This window comes from Clostridium sp. 'White wine YQ', from assembly GCF_028728205.1.
In the GTDB taxonomy this organism is placed as follows: domain Bacteria; phylum Bacillota; class Clostridia; order Clostridiales; family Clostridiaceae; genus Clostridium_T.
This window is the reverse complement of record NZ_JAQYUU010000015.1, coordinates 1-21555: the sequence shown is the minus strand read 5'-3', so window position 1 is coordinate 21555 and position 21555 is coordinate 1. Positions and strand designations below refer to the sequence as shown.

The 21555-nt window shown below is 31.3% G+C and carries 17 protein-coding genes; 8 read left to right on the top strand and 9 right to left on the bottom strand.

Annotated elements, in window-relative coordinates:
• Nucleotides 1-45 precede the first annotated feature (45 nt).
• Entirely contained in the window at nucleotides 46-357 is a 312-nt protein-coding gene (locus tag PTZ02_RS19230) for a winged helix-turn-helix transcriptional regulator (RefSeq protein ID WP_202769026.1), read from the top strand.
• Nucleotides 358-393: 36 nt separating this feature from the next.
• Here PTZ02_RS19230 and PTZ02_RS19225 read toward each other — a convergent pair whose 3' ends face one another.
• A complete protein-coding gene (locus tag PTZ02_RS19225; RefSeq protein ID WP_274229350.1) occupies nucleotides 394-1236 on the bottom strand; it encodes a CPBP family intramembrane glutamic endopeptidase in 843 nt (280 codons plus the stop codon).
• Nucleotides 1237-1458: 222 nt separating this feature from the next.
• Between PTZ02_RS19225 and PTZ02_RS19220 the strand changes: the two genes are divergently transcribed.
• Together PTZ02_RS19220 and PTZ02_RS19215 are read left to right on the top strand one after the other, a co-directional pair.
• Nucleotides 1459-1992 carry a sigma-70 family RNA polymerase sigma factor gene (locus PTZ02_RS19220; protein WP_274229349.1) on the top strand — a complete coding sequence of 178 codons (534 nt, stop codon included), beginning with the start codon at nucleotides 1459-1461 and terminating at the stop codon, nucleotides 1990-1992.
• A gap of 9 nt (nucleotides 1993-2001) precedes the next feature.
• Nucleotides 2002-3399 carry a DUF4179 domain-containing protein gene (locus PTZ02_RS19215; protein ID WP_274229348.1) on the top strand — a complete coding sequence of 466 codons (1398 nt, stop codon included), beginning with the start codon at nucleotides 2002-2004 and terminating at the stop codon, nucleotides 3397-3399.
• Nucleotides 3400-3444: 45 nt separating this feature from the next.
• On the opposite strand, the gene PTZ02_RS19210 is transcribed toward PTZ02_RS19215, so the two are convergent.
• From PTZ02_RS19210 to glnA, 4 genes are all read right to left on the bottom strand, one after another.
• Nucleotides 3445-4926, bottom strand: coding sequence for a glutamate synthase subunit beta (locus PTZ02_RS19210; RefSeq protein ID WP_274229347.1), 1482 nt, complete (start codon nucleotides 4924-4926; stop codon nucleotides 3445-3447).
• A gap of 15 nt (nucleotides 4927-4941) precedes the next feature.
• Nucleotides 4942-9525 carry a glutamate synthase large subunit gene (gltB, locus tag PTZ02_RS19205; protein ID WP_274229346.1) on the bottom strand — a complete coding sequence of 1528 codons (4584 nt, stop codon included), beginning with the start codon at nucleotides 9523-9525 and terminating at the stop codon, nucleotides 4942-4944.
• 141 nt (nucleotides 9526-9666) lie between these two features.
• On the bottom strand, nucleotides 9667-10227 hold the full coding sequence (locus tag PTZ02_RS19200; RefSeq protein WP_274229345.1) for an ANTAR domain-containing response regulator: 561 nt from the start codon (nucleotides 10225-10227) through the stop codon (nucleotides 9667-9669).
• Between the two features lie 21 nt (nucleotides 10228-10248).
• Nucleotides 10249-11580 carry a type I glutamate--ammonia ligase gene (glnA, locus tag PTZ02_RS19195; protein ID WP_274229344.1) on the bottom strand — a complete coding sequence of 444 codons (1332 nt, stop codon included), beginning with the start codon at nucleotides 11578-11580 and terminating at the stop codon, nucleotides 10249-10251.
• 448 nt (nucleotides 11581-12028) lie between these two features.
• Here glnA and PTZ02_RS19190 point away from each other — a divergent pair, with 448 nt between their 5' ends.
• Nucleotides 12029-12886, top strand: a complete 858-nt coding sequence (locus PTZ02_RS19190; RefSeq protein ID WP_274229343.1) for a DegV family protein — start codon at nucleotides 12029-12031, stop codon at nucleotides 12884-12886.
• An 85-nt stretch (nucleotides 12887-12971) separates the two neighbouring features.
• Here the strand turns inward: PTZ02_RS19190 and PTZ02_RS19185 are convergent, their stop codons facing one another.
• From PTZ02_RS19185 to PTZ02_RS19175, 3 genes are all read right to left on the bottom strand, one after another.
• On the bottom strand, nucleotides 12972-14513 hold the full coding sequence (locus PTZ02_RS19185; RefSeq protein WP_274229342.1) for a lipase family alpha/beta hydrolase: 1542 nt from the start codon (nucleotides 14511-14513) through the stop codon (nucleotides 12972-12974).
• Between the two features lie 159 nt (nucleotides 14514-14672).
• Nucleotides 14673-15317 carry a sporulation membrane protein YtaF gene (gene ytaF, locus PTZ02_RS19180; protein WP_274229357.1) on the bottom strand — a complete coding sequence of 215 codons (645 nt, stop codon included), beginning with the start codon at nucleotides 15315-15317 and terminating at the stop codon, nucleotides 14673-14675.
• Nucleotides 15318-15433: 116 nt separating this feature from the next.
• Nucleotides 15434-16525 (bottom strand): hypothetical protein, encoded by a 1092-nt coding sequence (locus tag PTZ02_RS19175; RefSeq protein WP_274229341.1) that lies wholly within the window; start codon nucleotides 16523-16525, stop codon nucleotides 15434-15436.
• Between the two features lie 184 nt (nucleotides 16526-16709).
• Between PTZ02_RS19175 and PTZ02_RS19170 the strand changes: the two genes are divergently transcribed.
• The 3 genes from PTZ02_RS19170 (at nucleotide 16710) to hydG (ending at nucleotide 19099) form a co-directional block, all read left to right on the top strand.
• A complete protein-coding gene (locus PTZ02_RS19170) occupies nucleotides 16710-16970 on the top strand; it encodes a hypothetical protein (RefSeq protein WP_274229340.1) in 261 nt (86 codons plus the stop codon).
• A gap of 444 nt (nucleotides 16971-17414) precedes the next feature.
• On the top strand, nucleotides 17415-17666 hold the full coding sequence (locus PTZ02_RS19165; protein WP_202769013.1) for a TM1266 family iron-only hydrogenase system putative regulator: 252 nt from the start codon (nucleotides 17415-17417) through the stop codon (nucleotides 17664-17666).
• Between the two features lie 20 nt (nucleotides 17667-17686).
• Complete coding sequence (gene hydG, locus PTZ02_RS19160; protein ID WP_274229339.1) at nucleotides 17687-19099, top strand: [FeFe] hydrogenase H-cluster radical SAM maturase HydG; 1413 nt, start codon at nucleotides 17687-17689, stop codon at nucleotides 19097-19099.
• A gap of 46 nt (nucleotides 19100-19145) precedes the next feature.
• On the opposite strand, the gene PTZ02_RS19155 is transcribed toward hydG, so the two are convergent.
• On the bottom strand, nucleotides 19146-20048 hold the full coding sequence (locus tag PTZ02_RS19155; protein WP_274229338.1) for an AEC family transporter: 903 nt from the start codon (nucleotides 20046-20048) through the stop codon (nucleotides 19146-19148).
• Between the two features lie 176 nt (nucleotides 20049-20224).
• Between PTZ02_RS19155 and PTZ02_RS19150 the strand changes: the two genes are divergently transcribed.
• Nucleotides 20225-21466, top strand: a complete 1242-nt coding sequence (locus PTZ02_RS19150) for an MFS transporter (protein ID WP_274229337.1) — start codon at nucleotides 20225-20227, stop codon at nucleotides 21464-21466.
• Nucleotides 21467-21555 lie beyond the last annotated feature (89 nt).

Sequence of the window (21555 nt, the reverse complement as noted above, 5' to 3'; positions counted from 1 at the left end):
TACTTTTTCAAGTAATGGTTTTACAATATTAGTGAGGTGATAATTATGGGAGACACTCATCTTTGTCCCAAATTTGAAAAAGCCTTTGAGCTTTTAGGCAAAAAATGGATAGGCCTAATAATAAATGGATTATTAAACGGCCCTAGACGATTTTCTGACATTCGTAGCTTAATACCAGAATTAAGTGACAGAGTTTTAACTGCCAGATTTAAAGAATTAGAAGCTGAAGGAATTATTGAAAGAAAAGTATATCCAGAGACTCCTGTTAGAATAGAGTATAATCTAACTGAAAAAGGTCTAGCGCTACAAAAAGCCATGAGTGAAATTCAAAAATGGGCTGACATATGGATAAAATAAAAAAGATAGGAGTTAGCTCCTATCTTTTTTTATAATCTACAAATCTGATTCTATAACCATTAGTTCTACTTTAGTCTTCTTATAAATATATCTTAAAATTATTCCAGTTAGTATTGCTCCAAGTATTATATATCCTATTACAAACCATGATGTCTTATCTAATACATATGGCATTACAAACACGCCTAGTAGGTTATATATCATATGAACTATTATATTACTCCATAATGACCTAGTCATTTGGTAGATTAATCCTAAAACACATCCTAGTATAGCTGCATATATGCATTGTAATAGATTTAAGTGATATATACCAAAAAGTACTCCTTGAGCAATAATTGCTGGAATTACTGGCATTGATTTTTTTAACTCATTAAATACTATTCCTCTAAATAGTATTTCTTCAAAAATTGGTGCTAACATTGTAATTGCTAATGCTGATATTATTGAGCCATTAGCTGCTTGTAAGGTATCTGATACTTCCTGATAACTTGGGAAAAATTGCACTAGAATTCCTACAAGAGAAACTGAAAATGCTGATAAAGCGATCGTTAATGGTATTAAACTTAGGCCTGCTTTCAAATTAAAAGCTTTAAATCTACATCTCATAAATAGATTTTCTTCTTTGTTTCTGAACATAAGTACATATATACCAAATGTTACGATTGCAGCTATTAATGCAATAATATATGCTTGTCCTAAAAACTCTTTTTGAAAATTATCTGCAATATTATTATAATTTCCAGAACCAAATTTATTGACGTTAACCGCTACATAAACTATGCCATATATAAAAGCAATAGCAACTTGAGCTATTAGATATATTCCTGCATACCCTATAGATTTTAAAATTGATATAAAAATATTTTTAATTCTCATGTAACCCCACCTTTTAATGATTTTCAATTAACTTTCTCTTATACTTTCCATTTGTATTCAACCCAATACTAACTTATGATTTCTATATAATTATACCATATATTTACTTATGGAAACATTTGATTATTTTTATTATCTTGTGAACATTTATACCATATGGTCTGTCTAATAGATATAAAACCTCTTAGCTAAGACTTTTATATATACAGGAGGAAATATAAGATGCAATTAGTTACAACAATTGATAATGCTAACACAACAGAATTGGATGTACGTCTCGCAAAGAAAGGTGATAAAGATGCCTTTGTTCGATTGATAGATAATAACAAAACATCCATGTATAGAATTGCCTTAAGCATCCTTAGGAATAAACATGATATTGAGGACTCAATTCAAAATACTATAGTAAAGTCATTTCAAAATATTACTTACTTAAAGAAGGATGAATATTTTAAAACTTGGCTTATAAGAATTTTAATTAATGAATGTAAAAATATAGTGACTAAAAATAAAAAGGTAGTTAATCTAGACTTTATTGATAATACCGAAAGCATTTCTCTAGATTCTTCTAAGTTAGAACTTGCATCCGCTATAAACTCATTAGAAGATGACTTGAGAATAGTAACAACCTTATTTTATTTTGAAGATATTCCTCAAAAAGATATTGCAAAGCTCCTTAATATTCCTGAAGGAACTGTTCGATCTAGGCTTTCTAGAGCAAGAAGTAAACTCTATGAAATATTAAAAGATTTATAGGAGGTATTTATGAAAGACGATTTAATATTTGATGATATTTTAAAAGATAAAGCAAAAAGTGAAATCCTTTATCTACCAGATGACCTAGAGTTAAAAATCAAAGATTCTTTAGAAGTACTGCCTGCTAGAAAGAATGTGAATAGTAGATTTTTAAGGAAAGCATCTATGCTTGCAGCCATTACTCTTATTTCGACTACATGTTTAAGTGCTGCTTTCCCTGCTTATGCTAGAAGCTTACCTGTAGTTGGTTCGGTATTTCAATTTTTAAGTGATAAAAACTTAATTGATAAAGATTATGTTAAATATAGTTCTGATCTTAATCTTTCAAAGACATCAAATGGAGTTACAGTTACTATAAACAGCATATCCTATGACGGCTTGGAGCTTAGTATAGCATATACTGTTGAAAGTAAAAATGAGTTAAATAATAGCCCCCATATCTTTGAGAAAGATTTTAAAATTAATGGAGAAAAAGTAAGTTTCTCTTCAGGCGGAACTGGCAGCTTTATAAATAAAAACACTTATGTTGGTATAGAAAACTTTTCAACATCCAGAGATTATCTTCCAGCTGCATTAAGAAATACTATCTTAGGAGGAAATGTTACCTTACCTGATAATTTTCTAATGGATTTAGATATTAAAGAATTATTTCAAGGAGTTAATGGAGATTGGAACTTTAAATTCAAGGTATCAACTGATAAAGTAAGTAATAACATTACTAAGGTACCAACATCTATTAATTTATCAGCACTTCAACCAAACTTAACTGTAAACCAACTTGTAGTAACCCCGCTTAATACTGCATTAAGAACTTCATCTGATGCACTAACTTCAAATGATTCTCCTATTGATTATTTTGCTTTTGATGACAAAGGAAGAGTTATTGGATTTAAAGGAAATACTGGAGTCGGTAACAAGACTAAAGAAATAAGCAAAAATTGCATGGAATATATCTTTAGTAATGTATACGAAGATACTAAGGCTATAACCTTTATACCTGCTGTTCCATCCAAAGAGTTTCAGAATACTCTTAGTAACTCTAATTGGAACTTCGATGTAGTTTCTAAATCAACACCGCTAAATTTGAAAGGAATCACTACCTTAAGTGAAGGAAAACTTGGAGATTACAACGTATCAAAAATTGAAAATACTAAAGATTCAACTTTAGTTTACTATGAATGTTCAAACCTTACTGCTGCGATGGGACCATATGACTTAATAATAGAAGATGCAGCTGGCAAAAAATATACCTTAGAAAAGAAAGTTGTAAAAGACTTAGGAAATAATCAATTTGTAGCAAAAATAGATTCCCTTCCTGAGAATACTACTTACACTTTAAAAGCTACTGACTTAGAAAAAGAATATACCCTTAGAGAAGATTTAAAATTTACTATTAATATAAAATAAAAAAGAGGCTAAATTTAGCCTCTTTTTATCTTACATTGCTTCTAACTAAAGTCCTGTATAACCCATTAGGTATTCATCTACAGATTTAGCAACAGCTCTTCCTTCATTTATAGCCCAAACTACAAGTGATTGACCTCTTCTAGCATCTCCTGCAGTGAAAACTTTATCTACATTCGTTTTAAACTTTCCATAACCTGCTTTTATATTCGTTCTAGCATCAAGTTCAACTCCAAAGGCATCAGCTACATAGTTTTGAGTACCCAAGAATCCCATAGCTAAAAGTACAAGTTCTGCTTCCCAGTCTCTTTCAGAGCCTGGTACTTCTACAGGTATAAATGCACCTTTATCATTCTTTTCCCACTTAACATCAACTGTCTTAACCTTTTTAAGATTGCCTTCTGCATCACCTTCAAAGCTCTTAACATTTATTGCGTACTTTCTTGGATCATCTCCATACTTCGCAATAAACTCTTCTTGACCATAATCCACCTTAAGGATTCTTGGCCATTGTGGCCATGGATTATTTTCTGTTCTTTCTATTGGTAGCTTATTCATAATTTCAAATTGGACAAGTGATTTTGCCCCATGTCTTAATGATGTACCAACACAGTCAGTTCCAGTATCTCCTCCACCAATTACTATTACATTCTTTCCTTCTGCAGATATATAATTTCCATCTTTAAGTTCAGAATCTAATAAGCTCTTAGTATTAGCTCTTAAGAAATCAACAGCATAATGGATCCCTTTAAGTTCTCTGCCTGGAGCTTTTAAGTCCCTTGGATTTGATGCACCAGTTGCAAGAACGATAGCATCAAAATCTTTTAAGATATCACTAGCAGCATAATTTTCCCCAATATTTGCATTGGTTACAAACTCCACACCTTCTTCTTTCATAAGGTTAACTCTTCTATCAATTACTGATTTATCTAGTTTCATGTTAGGTATTCCATACATCAATAGTCCACCAACCCTATCATGTCTTTCAAATACAGTAACATTATGACCTCTTTTATTTAAAGTATCTGCTGCTGCAAGACCTGCAGGACCTGAACCTATAATAGCAATTTTCTTATCAGTTCTAACCTTAGGAGGTTCTGCTTTTATTATGCCTTCTTCGTATGCTCTATCAATAATGGACCTTTCATTTTCCTTAATAGTAATTGCAGGACCATTAATTCCAGCTGTACATGCTGCCTCACAAGGTGCAGGACATACTCTTCCAGTAAACTCTGGAAAATTATTTGTCTTTAATAATCTCTTAACAGCTTCTTTCCACTTTCCTCTATAAATTAAATCATTCCACTCAGGAATAAGATTGTTTATAGGACATCCTGATACCATACCATTTATCATGATACCAGATTGGCAAAATGGAATACCACAATCCATACATCTTGCTCCTTGTATTTCTTGCTTTTCCTTAGGCAGGCTGGTATGAAATTCTTTCCAGCCCTCTAATCTTTTTAAAGGGTCAATATTTTTCCCCTCTTCTCTTTCAAATTCTAAAAATCCTGTTGGTTTTCCCATAATTTTGCCTCCTTCCTATTTATTCTTTCCTGTTTTTTCATAGAATGCTGCAATTAATGCTTCTTCACCTTTAAGGCCTTGAGCTTCTTTCTCTTTAACGATGTTAAGCATAGCCTTATAGTCATGAGGCATAACCTTATGGAATTTAGGTAATAAGTCCTCAAAATTATCAAGTACCCACTTACCTTTTGATGATACAGTTGCTAAAACATGTTCTTTAATTATTTCTTTAAGTTCTTTTGCCTCTTCTGCATCAACCTCTTCTAGTGAAACCATTTGTAAATTAACCTTGTTACTGAAACTTCCATCTTCATCTAAAACATAAGCAACTCCGCCACTCATACCTGCTGCAAAGTTTACACCTGTAGGTCCTAATATAACTGCTTTACCTCCAGTCATATATTCACATCCATGATCTCCTACCCCTTCAACTACTGCAATAGCACCTGAGTTTCTAACGCAGAATCTTTCTCCAGCAATACCGTTTATATAGGCTTTACCGCTTGTTGCACCATATAATGCAACATTTCCTATAACGATATTTTCTTCTGCTTTAAACTTACTTTGTTCATTTGGATAAACAATCAACTTACCACCAGAAAGACCTTTTCCAAAGTAATCATTTGAATCACCTTCTATTTCTAGAGTTAACCCATTAGGTACAAACGCACCAAAACTTTGTCCTCCAGATCCATTACATTTAATTCTTATAGTATCTTCTTCTAATCCTTCTGATTTATACTTTCTTGTTACTTCTGAACCAAGTATAGTACCTACTGTTCTATTAACATTAGTAATATCCACCTCAACAGATACTCTTTCCTTGTTCTTTAAAGCTTTTTCTGCTATTTTTAAGAATAAAGTACTATCGATAACTTCATTTAATTTATGGTTATATGCTTTGTCAGCTTTAAAGCTTATAGCCTTTCCTTTTTCAACTGCAGGCGCATTTAATACAGCCCTTAAGTCAACCTTCTTAGCCTTCCAGCCTTTAATATCTTCCTTAGCCTTTAACTTATCAAATCTTCCAACCATTTCTTCTATAGTTCTGAATCCAAGCTTAGCCATATATTCTCTAAGCTCTTCAGCTATAAATTTCATGAAGTTTACTACATAGTCTGGACTTCCCTTAAATCTTTTTCTTAGTTCTTCATTTTGAGTAGCTATACCAACCGGACAAGTATCCAAGTTACAAACTCTCATCATTACGCAACCAAGAACTACAAGTGGTGCAGTTGCAAAACCAAATTCTTCTGCTCCAAGTAATGCTGCTATAGCAACATCTTTACCTGTCATAAGTTTTCCATCTGTCTCAACTACAACTCTTTCTCTAAGATTATTCATTACAAGTGTTTGATGAGCTTCAGCAAGACCTAATTCCCATGGTAATCCAGCATGTTGTATAGAAGTTCTTGGTGATGCTCCAGTTCCTCCATCATATCCAGATATTAAGATAACATCTGCTCCACCTTTTGCAACTCCAGCTGCTATTGTTCCTACTCCACCTTCTGAAACAAGCTTAACTGATACTCTTGCTCCAGTATTTGAGTTTTTAAGATCATAGATAAGCTGAGCTAAATCTTCAATTGAATAAATATCATGATGTGGTGGTGGTGAAATTAATCCAACACCTGCAGTTGATCTTCTAGTTCTAGCTACCCATGGATAAACCTTAGAAGCTGGCAGTTGTCCACCTTCTCCTGGTTTAGCTCCTTGAGCCATCTTTATTTGAATTTCTTTTGCACTAACTAAGTATTCAGAAGTTACTCCAAATCTGCCTGATGCAACCTGCTTAATTGCTGAATTTCTAGAATCTCCATTTTCATCTAGAATCCATCTTTCTGGATCTTCTCCACCTTCTCCAGTATTAGATTTTCCACCTAATCTGTTCATTGCTATTGCAAGAGCTTCATGTGCTTCCTTAGAAATAGAACCATATGACATAGCTCCTGTTTTAAATCTCTTAACTATAGAATCAACAGATTCTACCTCGTCAATTGATATGGACTCTGCTGAAAAATCAAAATCAATTAACCCTCTTAGGTTTAATGCTGATTCTTCTCTATCTAATAGCTTTGTATATTCTTTAAATAGACTATAATCGCCTCTCTTAGTAGCTTCTTGTAATTTGTGTATAGTAAGAGGATTATATAAGTGCTCCTCCGCATTACTTCTATATTTATGGCTACCAACTGAATCCAATGTTAAATCTAATGTTAATCCCTTTTTGTCATAACCATCCTCATGTCTTAATTCAGCTTCTTTTTGTATTTCTTTGATGCCTACTCCACCAATTCTGCTTATTGTATTAGTAAAGTATTTATCAATAACTTCTTCTCCAACACCTAAAGCTTCAAAGATTTGAGCTCCTTGATATGATTGAATTGTAGAAATACCCATCTTAGAAAGTATCTTTACTATTCCCTTAAGAACAGCTTTATTGAAATTATATACTCCCTTTTCATAAGAAATATCGAGTAATCCTTCTTCTGATAATTCTCTAATTGATTCATAAGCTAAATATGGATTTACTGCAGAAACTCCAAATCCAAGTAATGTAGCAAAATGATGAACTTCTCTTGGTTCTCCACTTTCTAATATCAGACCTAATGAAGTTCTTGTTCCTTTTGATACTAAGTGTTGGTGTAATCCTGACACTGCTAATAATGAAGGTATAGCAACATATTCACTATTTACTCCTCTATCACTTAATATGATTAGGTTAAATCCTTCTTTATATGCTTCATCAGCTTCATTGAATAAATTATCTAATGCTTCTTCTAATGCATTTTCACCTTTATCCTTTTTAAACAGTATACTTAACTCTTTAACTCTAAAACCATCTCTATTAATATGCTTTATCTTTAAGAAGTCTTCATTACTTAAAATTGGTGAATGCAACTTAATTTGTCTACAGTTTTCTTTTGTATCTTCTAATAGGTTGCCTTCTGTTCCAATAAATACATCTGTAGCCGTAACTATTTCTTCTCTTATAGCATCTATTGGTGGGTTCGTAACCTGTGCAAATAATTGTTTAAAGTAATTAAATAGTGGTTGTGGTTTTTCAGATAAAACTGCAAGTGGTGTATCAATACCCATAGCTGCTAATGGTTCTTCTCCGTTCTCAGCCATTTTTAGTACGGTATTTTTTAAATCATCATAAGTAAATCCAAATGATTTTTGAAGTCTTGCTCTTTCTTCTTCATCATATACTTTTACTTCTTCTTGAGTTTCCTCTAAGTCTTCTATTTTAATTAACTTTTCTTTAAGCCATCTACCATATGGATATTCTTTTGAATACTTTTCTTTTAAATCTTTATCATCTATAAATTCTCCATTTACTGTATCTACAAGTAACATTTTTCCTGGAGTTAATCTATCTTTTAATACTATTTTTTCAGGTTCAACATCTAGAACTCCAACTTCTGATGAAAGAATTAAATAATCATCGTCTGTTACGTAATATCTAGCTGGTCTTAATCCGTTTCTATCAAGTACTGCCCCAAGTTTTTCACCATCTGTAAATACTATTGCAGCGGGTCCATCCCATGGTTCCATCATGGTAGCGTAGTATTCATAGAACTCTTTCTTTTCCTTGCTCATAACTTGACTCTTTGCCCAAGGTTCTGGAATAGCCATCATAACTGCCTTAGGAAGATCTCTTCCATTCATTAATAGGAATTCTAAAGTATTATCCAATATTGCTGAATCTGATCCTTCTTTATCAATTACAGGTAAAATCTTATTTATCTCATCTCCTAAAACTGATGACTTAAATCTAGATTCTCTTGAATATATCTTATTAACATTTCCTCTTAGTGTATTAATTTCCCCATTATGAATCATATATCTATTCGGATGCGCTCTTTCCCAGCTTGGGAATGTGTTTGTACTATATCTTGAGTGAACAAGTGCTAAAGAAGTTTGAACTTTAGCATTACTTAAATCCTTATAAAAACTCTTTAATTGAGTAGCTAAAAGCATTCCTTTGTATACTATTGTTCTTGAAGAGAAAGATGGTATGTAGAATGTTTCATCATGCATCTTTGGATTTTTTAATGCCTTTTTCTCGATCTTTCTTCTTAGAACATAAAGTTTTCTTTCAAATTCTATACCCTTCTTTACTCCTTCAGGCTTTTTAACAATTGCTTGTAAAAAGTATGGAATACAAGAGAGAGCTGTCTTTCCCAAATCAGTAGAATTTGTAGGCACCTCTCTCCAAGCTAATAACTCTGTGCCCTCTTCTTTGAGAGTTTCTTCAAAAATCTTCTTGCCTTCTTCCCTAACATCTTCTTTTTGAGATAGGAAAAGCATTGCCACTGCATATTCTCCCTCATTTGGAAGAATTATTCCTAACTTTTGTCCTTCTTCTTTAAAGAATCTGTGTGGAATTTGAAATAAAACACCAGCTCCATCTCCAGTATTTTCTTCAGCCCCAATTCCACCTCTGTGTTCTAGGTTAACAAGGATATTTAATGCATCTTGTAGAACTTTGTGAGATTTCTCACCTTTAATATTTGCTACGGCTCCAATACCGCATGCATCATGCTCAAAACTTGGGCTATATAACCCCGTTTTCTTTGGATAATAATTATTCATAAACATGGCCCCTTCCGTTAAATATCGCCTTTGATAATATATAGGAACAAACAGCGAGTACCTATACTAAAGTATATATACTCGCAAACACAATTACAATTAAAAATGGAACTAAACTTTTTGGGGTAAGTATCAAAGCACTTAAATTTCACTATTTAATATAGCCTTAGCAACATCACCCATCTTTTGTCCACTATCCATGCTATTCTTCTGTATATATCTAAATGCTTCACTTTCCGACATACCCCTACTTGACATTAGCATCCCCTTTGCTTTCTCAATGAGTTTTCTGTCTTCAATAGTATGTTCCAACTTTTCTACCTTTTTTCGAAGCTTTAAAATTCTTCTTTGGCTTTGGAATATCAAATCCACAGCATTTAAGAGTACTGGTTTTGATATCGGATTACTTATACAATATATATCAGTTTCTTCTTGGACGAAGGACTTATAAGGCTCGTTTACTATAGCTAAAAAACTACAGTCTTCCCCAAGGGAATCATATACATCCATAATGGTCATATCAGACAGCTTATATCCTACTATTATTAAACTAGGGTATTCTAGCCTGGTTCTTCTAATTAACTCATTTCCTGAGGCACATGTTCCAATTACCGTATGACCTTCAGTCTTTAAAATTAATTCAACCTTTTTTGCAGTCTCTAAATTGCCTAACGCAATTATTATCCCCCTACTAAAATCCATAGCAACTCATCCTATCTATTATTAATACTTTTTCATGTAGCTATCTAATTCCCATTGATGAACTTTAGTTATATATTCTTCCCATTCCTTTTGTTTTGCCTTTGTATAGTTCTTGTATACATGCTCACCTAAAGTAGCTTTAACCAATTCATTTTCCTTCATGTAGCCTACAGCTTCATGCAAGTCTCCTGGTAATGCTTCTATCCCTGCTTCTTCTCTCTCTTCCTCTGTCATCTTAAATATATTGCCATCCACTTCTGCAGGAGGAGTTAAATTCTTTTTAATTCCATCTAATCCTGCTGCTAAAAGAGTTGCTAAAACCAAATATGGATTTGCACTTGGATCTGGACATCTTAATTCTATTCTTGTACCAGCTCCTCTTGCTGCAGGAACTCTTATTAGCGGAGTTCTATTTTTACATGACCAAGCAACATAAACAGGTGCCTCATACCCTGGAACTAATCTCTTATACGAATTTACTAATGGATTCGTGATTGCTGCCATTCCTTTTATATTTTCAATTATTCCTGCTATAAAGCTATAAGCAGTCTTACTTAATCCATTTGCATCTGCCTCATCAACAAACGCATTTTTGCCATCTTTATTTAACGACATATTTACATGCATTCCTGAACCATTTATTCCAAACACTGGTTTAGGCATAAAGGTCGCATGAACTCCATGTCTTTGTGCTATAGACTTAACAACTAATTTAAATGTCATTATATTATCAGCTGTGGATAAAGCATCAGAATATTTAAAATCTATTTCATGCTGTCCTGGAGCAACTTCATGATGCGATGCTTCTATCTCAAATCCCATTTCCTCTAAAGCAAGTGTCATATCTCTTCTTGCATTTTCACCAGCATCTATTGGTGCCAAATCAAAATACCCTGCTTCATCATGGGTTTCTGTTGTTGGCTCTCCATCTGTGTCAGTCTTAAATAGGAAGAATTCGCATTCTGGTCCAACATTCATTGTATATCCTAAATCCTCAGCTTCTTTTAAAACCCTCTTTAATATATTTCTTGGATCTCCTTCAAAAGGCTTTCCTTCTGGTCTATAAACATCACAGATTAATCTTGCAACCTTTCCTTGTTGTGGTCTCCAAGGGAAAATAGCAAAGGTGTCCAAGTCTGGTCTTAAATACATATCTGATTCCTCTATTCTAACAAATCCATCAATAGACGATCCATCAAACATACATTCATTATCTAATGCCTTTTGTAGCTGACTATCTGTAATCGCTACATTTTTGAAAGTTCCAAACATATCAGTAAATTGAAGTCTTATAAACTTAACTCCCTCTTCTTCTACAATTCTAACAATATCCTCTTTCGAATATTTTGACATAAAAATCCCCCCTTCAATGCTAATTTTTATAAAAACGGCGCTCAACAGAACCACCTTCAAAAGATATAAAGTAATTCTATTGAACGCCGTTGTCCAACTAATCTGTATTAATTATATTCTCATAATGATAAGAAATCAACACATTTTTTTGTTTTCTTTAAAAAATACACTTCTAAACCTTAACTTTTATCAACGTATTCCGGAATTTCTTAGTAAAATGTTAAAATACATAATTCTGATTAATAAACTGATATTTTCTATTAACTTATGTATCATTACAAAAATACCTTATAAATCCACATAATAATATACGTCATTAAATAATATTATAATAGATAATCCCTTATAGGTCTATTGTTTATTATTTTACAATTAATGAAAACATCTCAAATGAGTGATACAATTATTATAAGTAATAAATGAATTTTATATAAATGGAGATTTAATTATGGCTGTACAAATTATAACTGATAGCACTAGTTACATTGATGAAACTCTTAGAACAACACTCGGAATAAATGTTGTGTCCTTAAATGTGTTATTTGATGATGATAACTTTAAGGAAGTTGATTTAAAAAATGATACCTTTTATGAAATGATGGAGAAACGTGGCATTCCAACTTCTTCTCAACCTTCAGTGGAAGAAATATATTCATGTATGGAAAACATAATTAAAAAAGGTGATTCCATACTATGTGTATTTCTTTCCTCAGATATGAGTGGTACATATTCTACAGCTCATATGGTTAAAGAAATGATTCTTGAAAAGTATGTTAATGCAAAGATTGAAATAGTTGATTCCCGTTCAAATAGTATGCAATTAGGATTTGCTGCAATTGTTGCTGCTAGGGCTGCAAAAGATGGACAATCTTTAGAAGAAGTCAAAACTATTGCCATAGAAAACACCAGAAGAAGCAGGTTCCTTTTTATACCTGATAATTTTGTTTACTTAAAAAAGGGTGGACGAATTGGTGGTGCTAGTGCATTGATTGGTAACATATTAAAAATAATACCTATTTTAACTGTTGAAGATGGTAAAACTTCTATTGCTAATAAAATAAGAACTAAAAGAAGAGCTAAATTAGAGATGGTTGATATGTTTCTAAATGATGTTAATAAGTTTGGATTAGGAGAAGTAGCAATCCATCATATAAATTGTATTGATGAAGCTAAGGATTTAGCATTAATTCTGAAACAGAATCTTAATATCCAAGTACCTATATGTGATATAGGCCCAGTAATTGGATTGCATGTTGGACCAGGAGCAATAGGGATTGCCTACTATACAAAAAATCCAATAAGGTAATATATTAATACTTGCAATAAATAAAGGGGGATTTCATATACATAAAATCTCCCTTTATTTTCTTATAAAAAACCTATAATTATTTCTATCTAATAACCTCATCCACTTTACCGTCACCATTATAATCTAATTCCAACCAAACCTTCTCTTCGTAATCAACATTTACATAAAGTCTAGAACCATGCATCAAATGAATTCTATCAAATTTATATAAATATCTTTCATTTCCGATTGAAAAGTCAACTATTTGTTCCTTATGAGATTTAATTTTTATAATTAATTCTTGAGCTTCCCCTGTTCCAACAAAGATTGCTTGAGCTCCAATCTTTCCTACAATATTAACTTTGAATTCTTCCTGCCCATAAATTCTATAGCCATAAAACTCCTCTTTAATTATTTTAGTAACGTTATAAATTTCATTTCGTCCGCTAAATATTTTAATATCAACATCTCCTGCAAAAACAAATTTTATATTTTTCTTCTTTATAACTTCCTTCTCTCTTTCATTATTATTAACTATAGCTTTATCTGCATTAATGAAGTTTATAATCGTATCTAATATGCTATCATCCTCAATTAAATCCTTATGACTTACTTCATATGCTTTAATTACTCTATCATTCTCTTTACTATTCATAACTGCACTTAAAAAGGGCACTACCCCGTCACCTTCTTTTGAATACCTTGGTTCTACAGCTTTTATAGTTCCCATTATATTATTCCTATCTATTATTTTTATTGCATCTATCGTATTTATTTCAATACCAACTATGACTATATAATCCAAGTCTTCTATATAATTAAAGAAATCTTTTATCTCTTTATGAAAATTTAACGCCTTCTCATAAAGACTACTATTAGATATAGTTTCTATGAACTTTTTCGTTTTCTCTACATTATTACATTTCTCTTCCTCATCCTGCCAGAAATAATCATACCAGTGATCTAACTCTTCATCTGTAGTTAATAACCAAGGCTTATTTTCCGTAAACTCCTCATTAGGTATAAGTTGATATATACTTGGATAGTTATATAAAAGTTCTTTTATATTTTTTGATATAAAAGATAATGAGGCTTGCTCTATTATCCCTTCTATGTCATTGGATAAAATATTTAATTTCCCGTTATACAAACATTGTACAGCATCTATTGATCCCCAATATGGAGTTCCAAGTGTAATTAACTTATCTATCTTAGTCTTTCCATACTCAGATATATATTTTGCTGCTATAAGGCCTCCCATGCTATGTGCTATGATAATTACCTTATCAAATTTATCAATTAGTTCTTTTAAAAATATTACATTTCTACTATTATCTAATCTCCAGTCATAAGCAAAAAATTGAATCTTATAGCTTTCCCCTACTCTCTTTTGTAATGTTGTAATTAACTTTTTATAACTATCTTTAGCTCCATATTCATCTTCTCCATTGTTTGGTTCTATAGATTTTATTGACTCTCCTTCTTCATTACAATGCAGTTCTCCATTTAACAAATAAATTAACTCCATAATTCCAAAAGGACCTTTTTCAGTTATCCAAACAATATTATTATTTTCTGAATTCTTCAAATTTGATCCCATTATACCTGGTATTACTATTATTGCTTTATCCATTTTCCAATCCAAATTATTATTATCCCTTTATAGATATATTCTTTACATGATTTTACTGTTCATCTAAATTTAAAAGAAGAGGAACTTTCATGGTATCCGAGTCATCCATAAAATCTCCTCTTCTTGGTTATAATTATATATATTTTGTAACCATTCTTTACTAAGTGTTAATTATATAATTTGCTTTATTCCAATTAATATTAATAAAATACCTGCTATGAAAGGAGCTTTTTCTCCAATATTCCATCTACTGAATATTTTTGCTACATAATTTCCTACCCATAAAGCTACGAAGCTAACAAAAGCAGAAAAAAATCCTACAAAAATAGGATTAACTCCTATCATTCCTGCACTAAGGCCTCCACCTAATGTATCCATTGATAAGGCTACTCCTAGTAAAGTTGCTTCCTTATAATCTATATCCTTTGAGTTATTTACATCAGCTTTTTCTGGATTCTTCATTATATCTTGTATAGAAACATCTCCATTAACTATTACTTCTGCTTCTTTATTTTTCTTATTTCTATATGGCTCAATCATAATCCAAATACCAATTCCAACTAGCAATATCATACTTAAATATGAAGATATCCGTGGATTTAAAGTTTGTGAAACAACTTGTCCAGACAATGCTGCTAGAGAGGCAAAAATAAAGGTTATAAAGGAAATATATAAGTTTTTAGACATGGGAATTTTAATACCTCTTATACTATAAGCAATCCTAACACTGATGTTATCGATGTTATTGGCAAGAGCAATAAATAAAGTATATATTATACGCATATAGTTAACTCCTTTTTCCTCTTTGCTGTATATGTTATAGTATTAATTTTCAATACCATGTGTTACTTTAAGAAAAAAGATATGCATATAACAAAAAAAATTAGAGGAAGATATATTTTGATTGATTCAAATCCTCCTCTAAACATATATTACCTAACATACATATCAATTAGTGTACCTAATCCTCTTTCCAAATTTCTTAATTTCTCTTTATCTAAGCATCTTAGATATATTGCTTCAATTTGCAGCATATATTTTTTTCCCTCAGATAAATGAGCTTTTCCATCATCGAGTCTTGCTTTATAATCTTCATTTATCTTTGAAATTATATCTTTAAATTTTTCATCTGTGCCCTTAGTTATTAACTCCTTATAAGTATCAATAACTACGTCAGAATCTCTTTCTGAATAATATTCATGAGGATTTGTACTATCAAATGCACAAACCCCTAGCTCTCTAATAACTACCATATCAAGACTTTCTGGGTCAAATCCACAATGATAAATTTCTAAATCCATCCCCCTACGCTTTCCTTCATCCAATATCTTTTTTAGTATGGTAGATTTTCCAGTCCCTGGCCTTCCTTTAATAAGATATCTCTTATCAAGATTTCTTGTTATATTAGGAATGAAATCTTTCGTCCCTTCTGGAGTAACTGCTTCAAAATATCTATGATATATTTTTGATTCTTTATTTTCACAGTTATCAGAATATATTTCCTCTACAAGAGAATTAGCCAATTTATTTGCTTTACTGATATCTAAATTCTCAATATATATTTCTTTTAGCTTATTATAATATTTTAAAGCATCATTAAAGGAATGTTCAGCTGCTTTGAATTCTGATTTCATTTTATCCTTAAGCTCCTCAATTTCTCGTTCTTTTTCTACTAATTCAGATTCTTTCATTATTCCTGATAAATCTATAAATTCTTTTCCTCTATTTACTTGAGCGATTTTTGATCCATAAATAGGATTACCATCAACGAAAGCGACCTGAGCTTCCGGGATAATTACACCTTCTATATATTCATTATGCATATAACTATTTATAAGCTCTATTTCATATTCTCTTAATAAATAAGCTTGAGCAATTGATTTTATGAAAGAAGTTTTTATTATTTGAGGAGCATTTTTTACTATATATAAATCTTTAACATTACTTAATATCGAATCATAATAATTAACTTGTCCTCTTGCTGTATTACCGCCTCCGTAATAATTGATAATGTTAGCTACCATTTGAACACTTCCTCTTTAAAAATATTTCATTTTACATCTATATTATTTATATGATTTTATATTCCTAAAGGTGAAGTTAATTGAAATGCATTTATTCAAATTTACCAATTTTATGTACACAGACATAACCCTTTGCTCACCTGCATATTATACTTACTATAAGCCATCTGTTTAAGGAGATATTATGTCCATCTATGACTTAAAACCAGAAGAATTACCAGTTGCAGCTACTATAATAGCACTTCAGCTTTCACTTGGACTTACAACTGCACAAAAGATAATTCTTGGAACCTTCCTTCAGAATATCGGAAGTAACTTGACCTTCATGGCCGCACAAGAGGCTGTCCTTAAAGATAGAGTTAGAGAAGCCTCTACGTCTTCAGATATTACAGATACAGCAACAGGAGCCGCAACCGCTGCTGCCGCAGGTACTCCTACTTTTTAGTCCAATATACTAAGCATAACTTTATTGTTTAAACTTTATACCTAAACAGCTGCTAATTACATAGTTAAATTTGTTAGTTCTTACTAAAGTTATTTGTGATTAATTATCTCCTTGTTGATATATGAAATAAACTGCTGTAAAATATATATTGTAATTATTTATAAGCTTGGATAAAAGGACATAAATGGTTTTATCTATATAGTTAAAACTCTATAATCTTCTTTTAACTGACCTTAAATTTTTTATTCTAATTTTCTTTCTAATTGCAAGGTGTTACTAAGCAAAAGGATTTGAAGACAAATATCGATGCAATGATTGCATAATATACTTATTTGTTTATAAAATTTTACCTTCTGCTTTGCGGAGGGTTTTTATATTTTAGAATACAGAATTACTTTAATTAAAATTTTCAATATAATTATTGGAGTTACCACCGGAGGTTCTATGGAAGATAAAAATAGAGTTGGCGTAGTTGCTATCGTTCTTGATAGCATTGAATCTGCACCTAAAGTTAATGAAATACTTCATGATTTTGCCTCTATCATCGTAGGAAGAATGGGCATTCCTTATAAAGAAAAAGGAGTTTCAGTAATTTCAATTATCGTTGATGGGACAACTGATGAAATAGGTGCCTTAACTGGTAAGCTTGGAAGAGTTACAAATGTACAGGTCAAATCCGCTATAACTAAAAAGTAATATTAAGGAGTGTCGTTGTTATGATTAGAGAGTATAAGGCTGAAGAATTTATAATTGAAGAAGAAATTCATCAAAGTATTTCTGAAGGTGAAAAATTAGCAAAAGACAAGGATTATGTAAAAGCTTTACTTGAAAGATCCAGAGATTTTAAAGGATTAACTCACAGGGAAGCTGCTGTTTTGTTAGCCGTTCAAGATGAAGATTTAGTTAATGAAATGTTCAAAGTTGCTAGAGAAATAAAAGAAAGAATATATGGAAACAGAATTGTTCTATTTGCTCCACTTTATTTATCAAACTACTGCGTAAATAATTGTGAATACTGTGGATATCAACACTGCAATAATGACTTATTAAGAAAAAAATTATCACAAGAACAAATAGCTGAAGAAGTTAAAGCTTTAGAAGCCATGGGACATAAGAGACTTGCCTTAGAGCTAGGTGAAGATCCTATAAATAACCCTCTTGAATATGTTCTTGAATCTCTTAAGACCATCTATTCACTTAAATTTGATAATGGTGCAATAAGAAGATGTAATGTTAACATAGCTGCAACTACAGTTGAGGATTACAAAAAATTAAAGGATGCTGGAATTGGTACCTATATCTTATTCCAAGAAACATATCATAAGCCAACCTACGAAAGACTTCACCCTCAAGGACCTAAACACGACTATAATTGGCACACTACTGCTATGCACAGAGCAAGAGCTGCTGGAATAGATGACGTTGGAATGGGTGTACTTTACGGATTATATGATCATAAATATGATACTGTTGCTATGTTAATGCATGCTGAGCATCTTGATAAGGAAACAGGAGTTGGTCCTCACACCCTATCTGTTCCAAGATTAAGACCTGCTGAAAATGTTGACTTTTCTACTTATCCTCATATGGTTAAGGATGAGGATTTCAAAAAGTTAGTAGCTATTTTAAGAATTGCAGTTCCATATACAGGAATTATCTTATCAACAAGAGAAGAAGCTAGCTTCAGAGAAGAAGTTTTAGCTGTTGGAGTATCACAAGTTTCTGCTGGTTCTTGTACTGGTGTTGGTGGATATTCTGATACTAATAAGGAAAAAGAAAATACAGCTCAATTTGAAGTTAGTGATGAAAGAAGTCCAAGCGAAGTAATGAGAAGTTTATGTAGTCAAGGATATATTCCAAGTTATTGTACTGCTTGTTATAGAGAAGGCAGGACTGGTGAAAGATTTATGGCTTTGGCTAAAAGTGGACAAATCCATAATGTTTGTCAACCTAATGCACTATTAACTTTTAAAGAATATTTAATTGATTATGCTGATGAAGAAACTAAAAAAGTTGGAGAAGAGGCGATAGCTAAAAACCTTCAATTGATTCCAAACGAAGCGGCTAGAAAAGCTTGTGAAGATAAACTTCAAAGAATCCAAAATGGTGAAAGAGACTTACGTTTTTAATATTTAAAAAGAAGCTTGGACTTATATCCAAGCTTCTTTAATTTTATCATGTTATAAATCTTAACATTAAAGGAATAGTAATTATCGAAAATAGTGTACTAATAAACACTGTAAAAGCAGAGAAGTCCTTATTCTTATTATAATTTTCTGCAAATATTGATGTAGTTGCTGCTACTGGCATAGCTTCACATGCAATGATAACATTTGTAGGTAAAGATTTAATTCCTAAAGTAATTACTATTATATATAAAATAACTGGTACCAAAATTAATTTTGCAAATACTCCATAATATAAATAAATATCTTTTATTCCCTTCCTTATTGACACATTGGCCATCATACTCCCTGTTATTATCATTGATATAGGTGTTGTCATACCTCCAACCATACTAATGACATTTTCAATCACTAATGGCATTTTAACTGGAGAAATCATGACTAATGCTCCAATTACAACAGATATAATTCCTGGATTAATAAATATCTTTTTTAAATCCTTTATATTCTCCTTACCATTAAACAACATCACTCCATAGCTCCAAAGAAATACTGTAAATGCCATATTAAATATAGATGCATAGGCTAATCCTTCTTTTCCATATATACTCTCAATTATTGGGAAGCCTATAAATCCACAATTTGAAAATACTGTAGCAAATTTTAATATCTCTTTCTTTTCCCCATTAACTTTTAAATATAACAACTTAGAGATTAGTATTACAATTAAAAATGAAAGAAAACTATATCCTAGTGATTTAAAAAGATTTAAAATGATTTCACTGTTATACTTAATATTAAACGAATTAATTATGAGAAGTGGTAATGTTATATTAATAAGCAAGGACGATAATCCTTTATTAATTTCTTCATTTAATATCTTTTTCTTGTTTCCATAGAAACCTACTAACATTATTAAAAAAATTTCCCCAATTTGTGAATATAAACTCATACATGCCCCCTACTTTTAAGTTTTATGTAATTATACCAATTCTATAGTTCTTTATAAATACTTAAAACCTTAGAGTTAAAACTTTATTTTAAAGGTAAATATTTGTTAACTTATGTATTTTGCACTCTATATTCCTCTATAATTAAATAAAGAATAATTTTTAGGAGGATCCTATCTTGAATAAATATGAAAGAAGCTGGATTTTGCAAGATTTCGGTAATTCTGCATATTCAATTGTTATTACAACAGCTATACTTCCTGTATTCTTCAAACAAGTTGCTGCTAATAACATGGCAGATAATATTTCTACTGCATACTGGGGTTATGCAAATGCATTAGCCACATTAATTATTTCAATATTAGCTCCATTTCTAGGGACAATTGCTGATTATAAAGGCTATAAGAAAAAATTTTTTACTTGTTTCTTATTAATTGGAGTTATTTCAACTGCACTTTTAGCAACAGTTTCTAAAGGTAACTGGCTAATGTGCTTAGCTATTTATATTTTTACTACAATTGGATTTTCTGGTTCTAATATTTTCTATGATTCTTTTCTTACAGATGTAACCGAAGATTCAAAAATGGATAAGGTTTCTTCATACGGATATGCTTGGGGATACATCGGCGGTACCATTCCATTTCTTATATGTATACTAATTATCACCAATGCTTCATCCTTAGGAATAACTACTATCTTCGCTACTCAAATTTCTTTTTTAATTACATCCATATGGTGGTTACTTTTTTCTTTTCCGATACTTAGAAATGTTAATCAAAAATATTATATTGATGATGATCCTAAAACAATCATTAAAGAACTTAAAAAGCTTTTGGTTGCTCTAAAAAAATTAAAGCACAATAGGAATGTCTTTCTATTTCTTTTAGCCTTTTTCTTTTATATAGATGGAGTTCATACCGTTTTTACAATGGCTACTGCCTATGGTATAGATATTGGAATTGATAGTAATACAATAATGAAAATACTTGTAGTAATACAAATAGTAGCTTTTCCTTTCGCTATTCTATATGGAATACTCGCAAAGAAATTCTCTACTAAGGCTATGATTTTAATAGGCATCATAACTTACACTATAGTATCAATTTATGCATTTTTTATTAAAACTCAATTTGATTTTTGGATATTATCTATTTTAGTTGCTAGCGCACAAGGTGGAATTCAAGCACTTAGTCGTTCTTTTTATGGCAAGATAATTCCAAAGGAAAATTCAGCTGAATATTTTGGAATTTATAATATATTTGGAAGAATTTCAGCTGTTATAGGACCACTCCTAATTGGTATAATCGGAACAATTACTGGTAGCTCAAAATATGGAATTCTAAGTTTAGTTGTCTTATTCTTTATAGGTGGTTTTTTATTTTTAAAAGTAAAAAATAATAATTCTGAAATCTCTGTTTAATAAAGTAAAAAACTGATCTTTCAAATTGAAAAATCAGTTTCTTTATTTTAAGCTAAGCAAGTTTACATTTTAAATAATTGTGGTGACCC

Coding starts and splice junctions, on each gene's coding strand:
- PTZ02_RS19200 (WP_274229345.1), bottom strand. CDS start 10,227: ATGGATTTTAGTAGGGGGATAATAATTGCGTTAGGCAATTTAGAGACT.
- gltB (WP_274229346.1), bottom strand. CDS start 9,525: ATGAATAATTATTATCCAAAGAAAACGGGGTTATATAGCCCAAGTTTT.
- PTZ02_RS19175 (WP_274229341.1), bottom strand. CDS start 16,525: ATGGTAGCTAACATTATCAATTATTACGGAGGCGGTAATACAGCAAGA.
- PTZ02_RS19225 (WP_274229350.1), bottom strand. CDS start 1,236: ATGAGAATTAAAAATATTTTTATATCAATTTTAAAATCTATAGGGTAT.
- PTZ02_RS19210 (WP_274229347.1), bottom strand. CDS start 4,926: ATGGGAAAACCAACAGGATTTTTAGAATTTGAAAGAGAAGAGGGGAAA.
- PTZ02_RS19230 (WP_202769026.1), top strand. CDS start 46: ATGGGAGACACTCATCTTTGTCCCAAATTTGAAAAAGCCTTTGAGCTT.
- glnA (WP_274229344.1), bottom strand. CDS start 11,580: ATGTCAAAATATTCGAAAGAGGATATTGTTAGAATTGTAGAAGAAGAG.
- PTZ02_RS19155 (WP_274229338.1), bottom strand. CDS start 20,048: ATGAGTTTATATTCACAAATTGGGGAAATTTTTTTAATAATGTTAGTA.
- PTZ02_RS19190 (WP_274229343.1), top strand. CDS start 12,029: ATGGCTGTACAAATTATAACTGATAGCACTAGTTACATTGATGAAACT.
- PTZ02_RS19170 (WP_274229340.1), top strand. CDS start 16,710: ATGTCCATCTATGACTTAAAACCAGAAGAATTACCAGTTGCAGCTACT.
- hydG (WP_274229339.1), top strand. CDS start 17,687: ATGATTAGAGAGTATAAGGCTGAAGAATTTATAATTGAAGAAGAAATT.
- PTZ02_RS19215 (WP_274229348.1), top strand. CDS start 2,002: ATGAAAGACGATTTAATATTTGATGATATTTTAAAAGATAAAGCAAAA.
- PTZ02_RS19220 (WP_274229349.1), top strand. CDS start 1,459: ATGCAATTAGTTACAACAATTGATAATGCTAACACAACAGAATTGGAT.
- PTZ02_RS19165 (WP_202769013.1), top strand. CDS start 17,415: ATGGAAGATAAAAATAGAGTTGGCGTAGTTGCTATCGTTCTTGATAGC.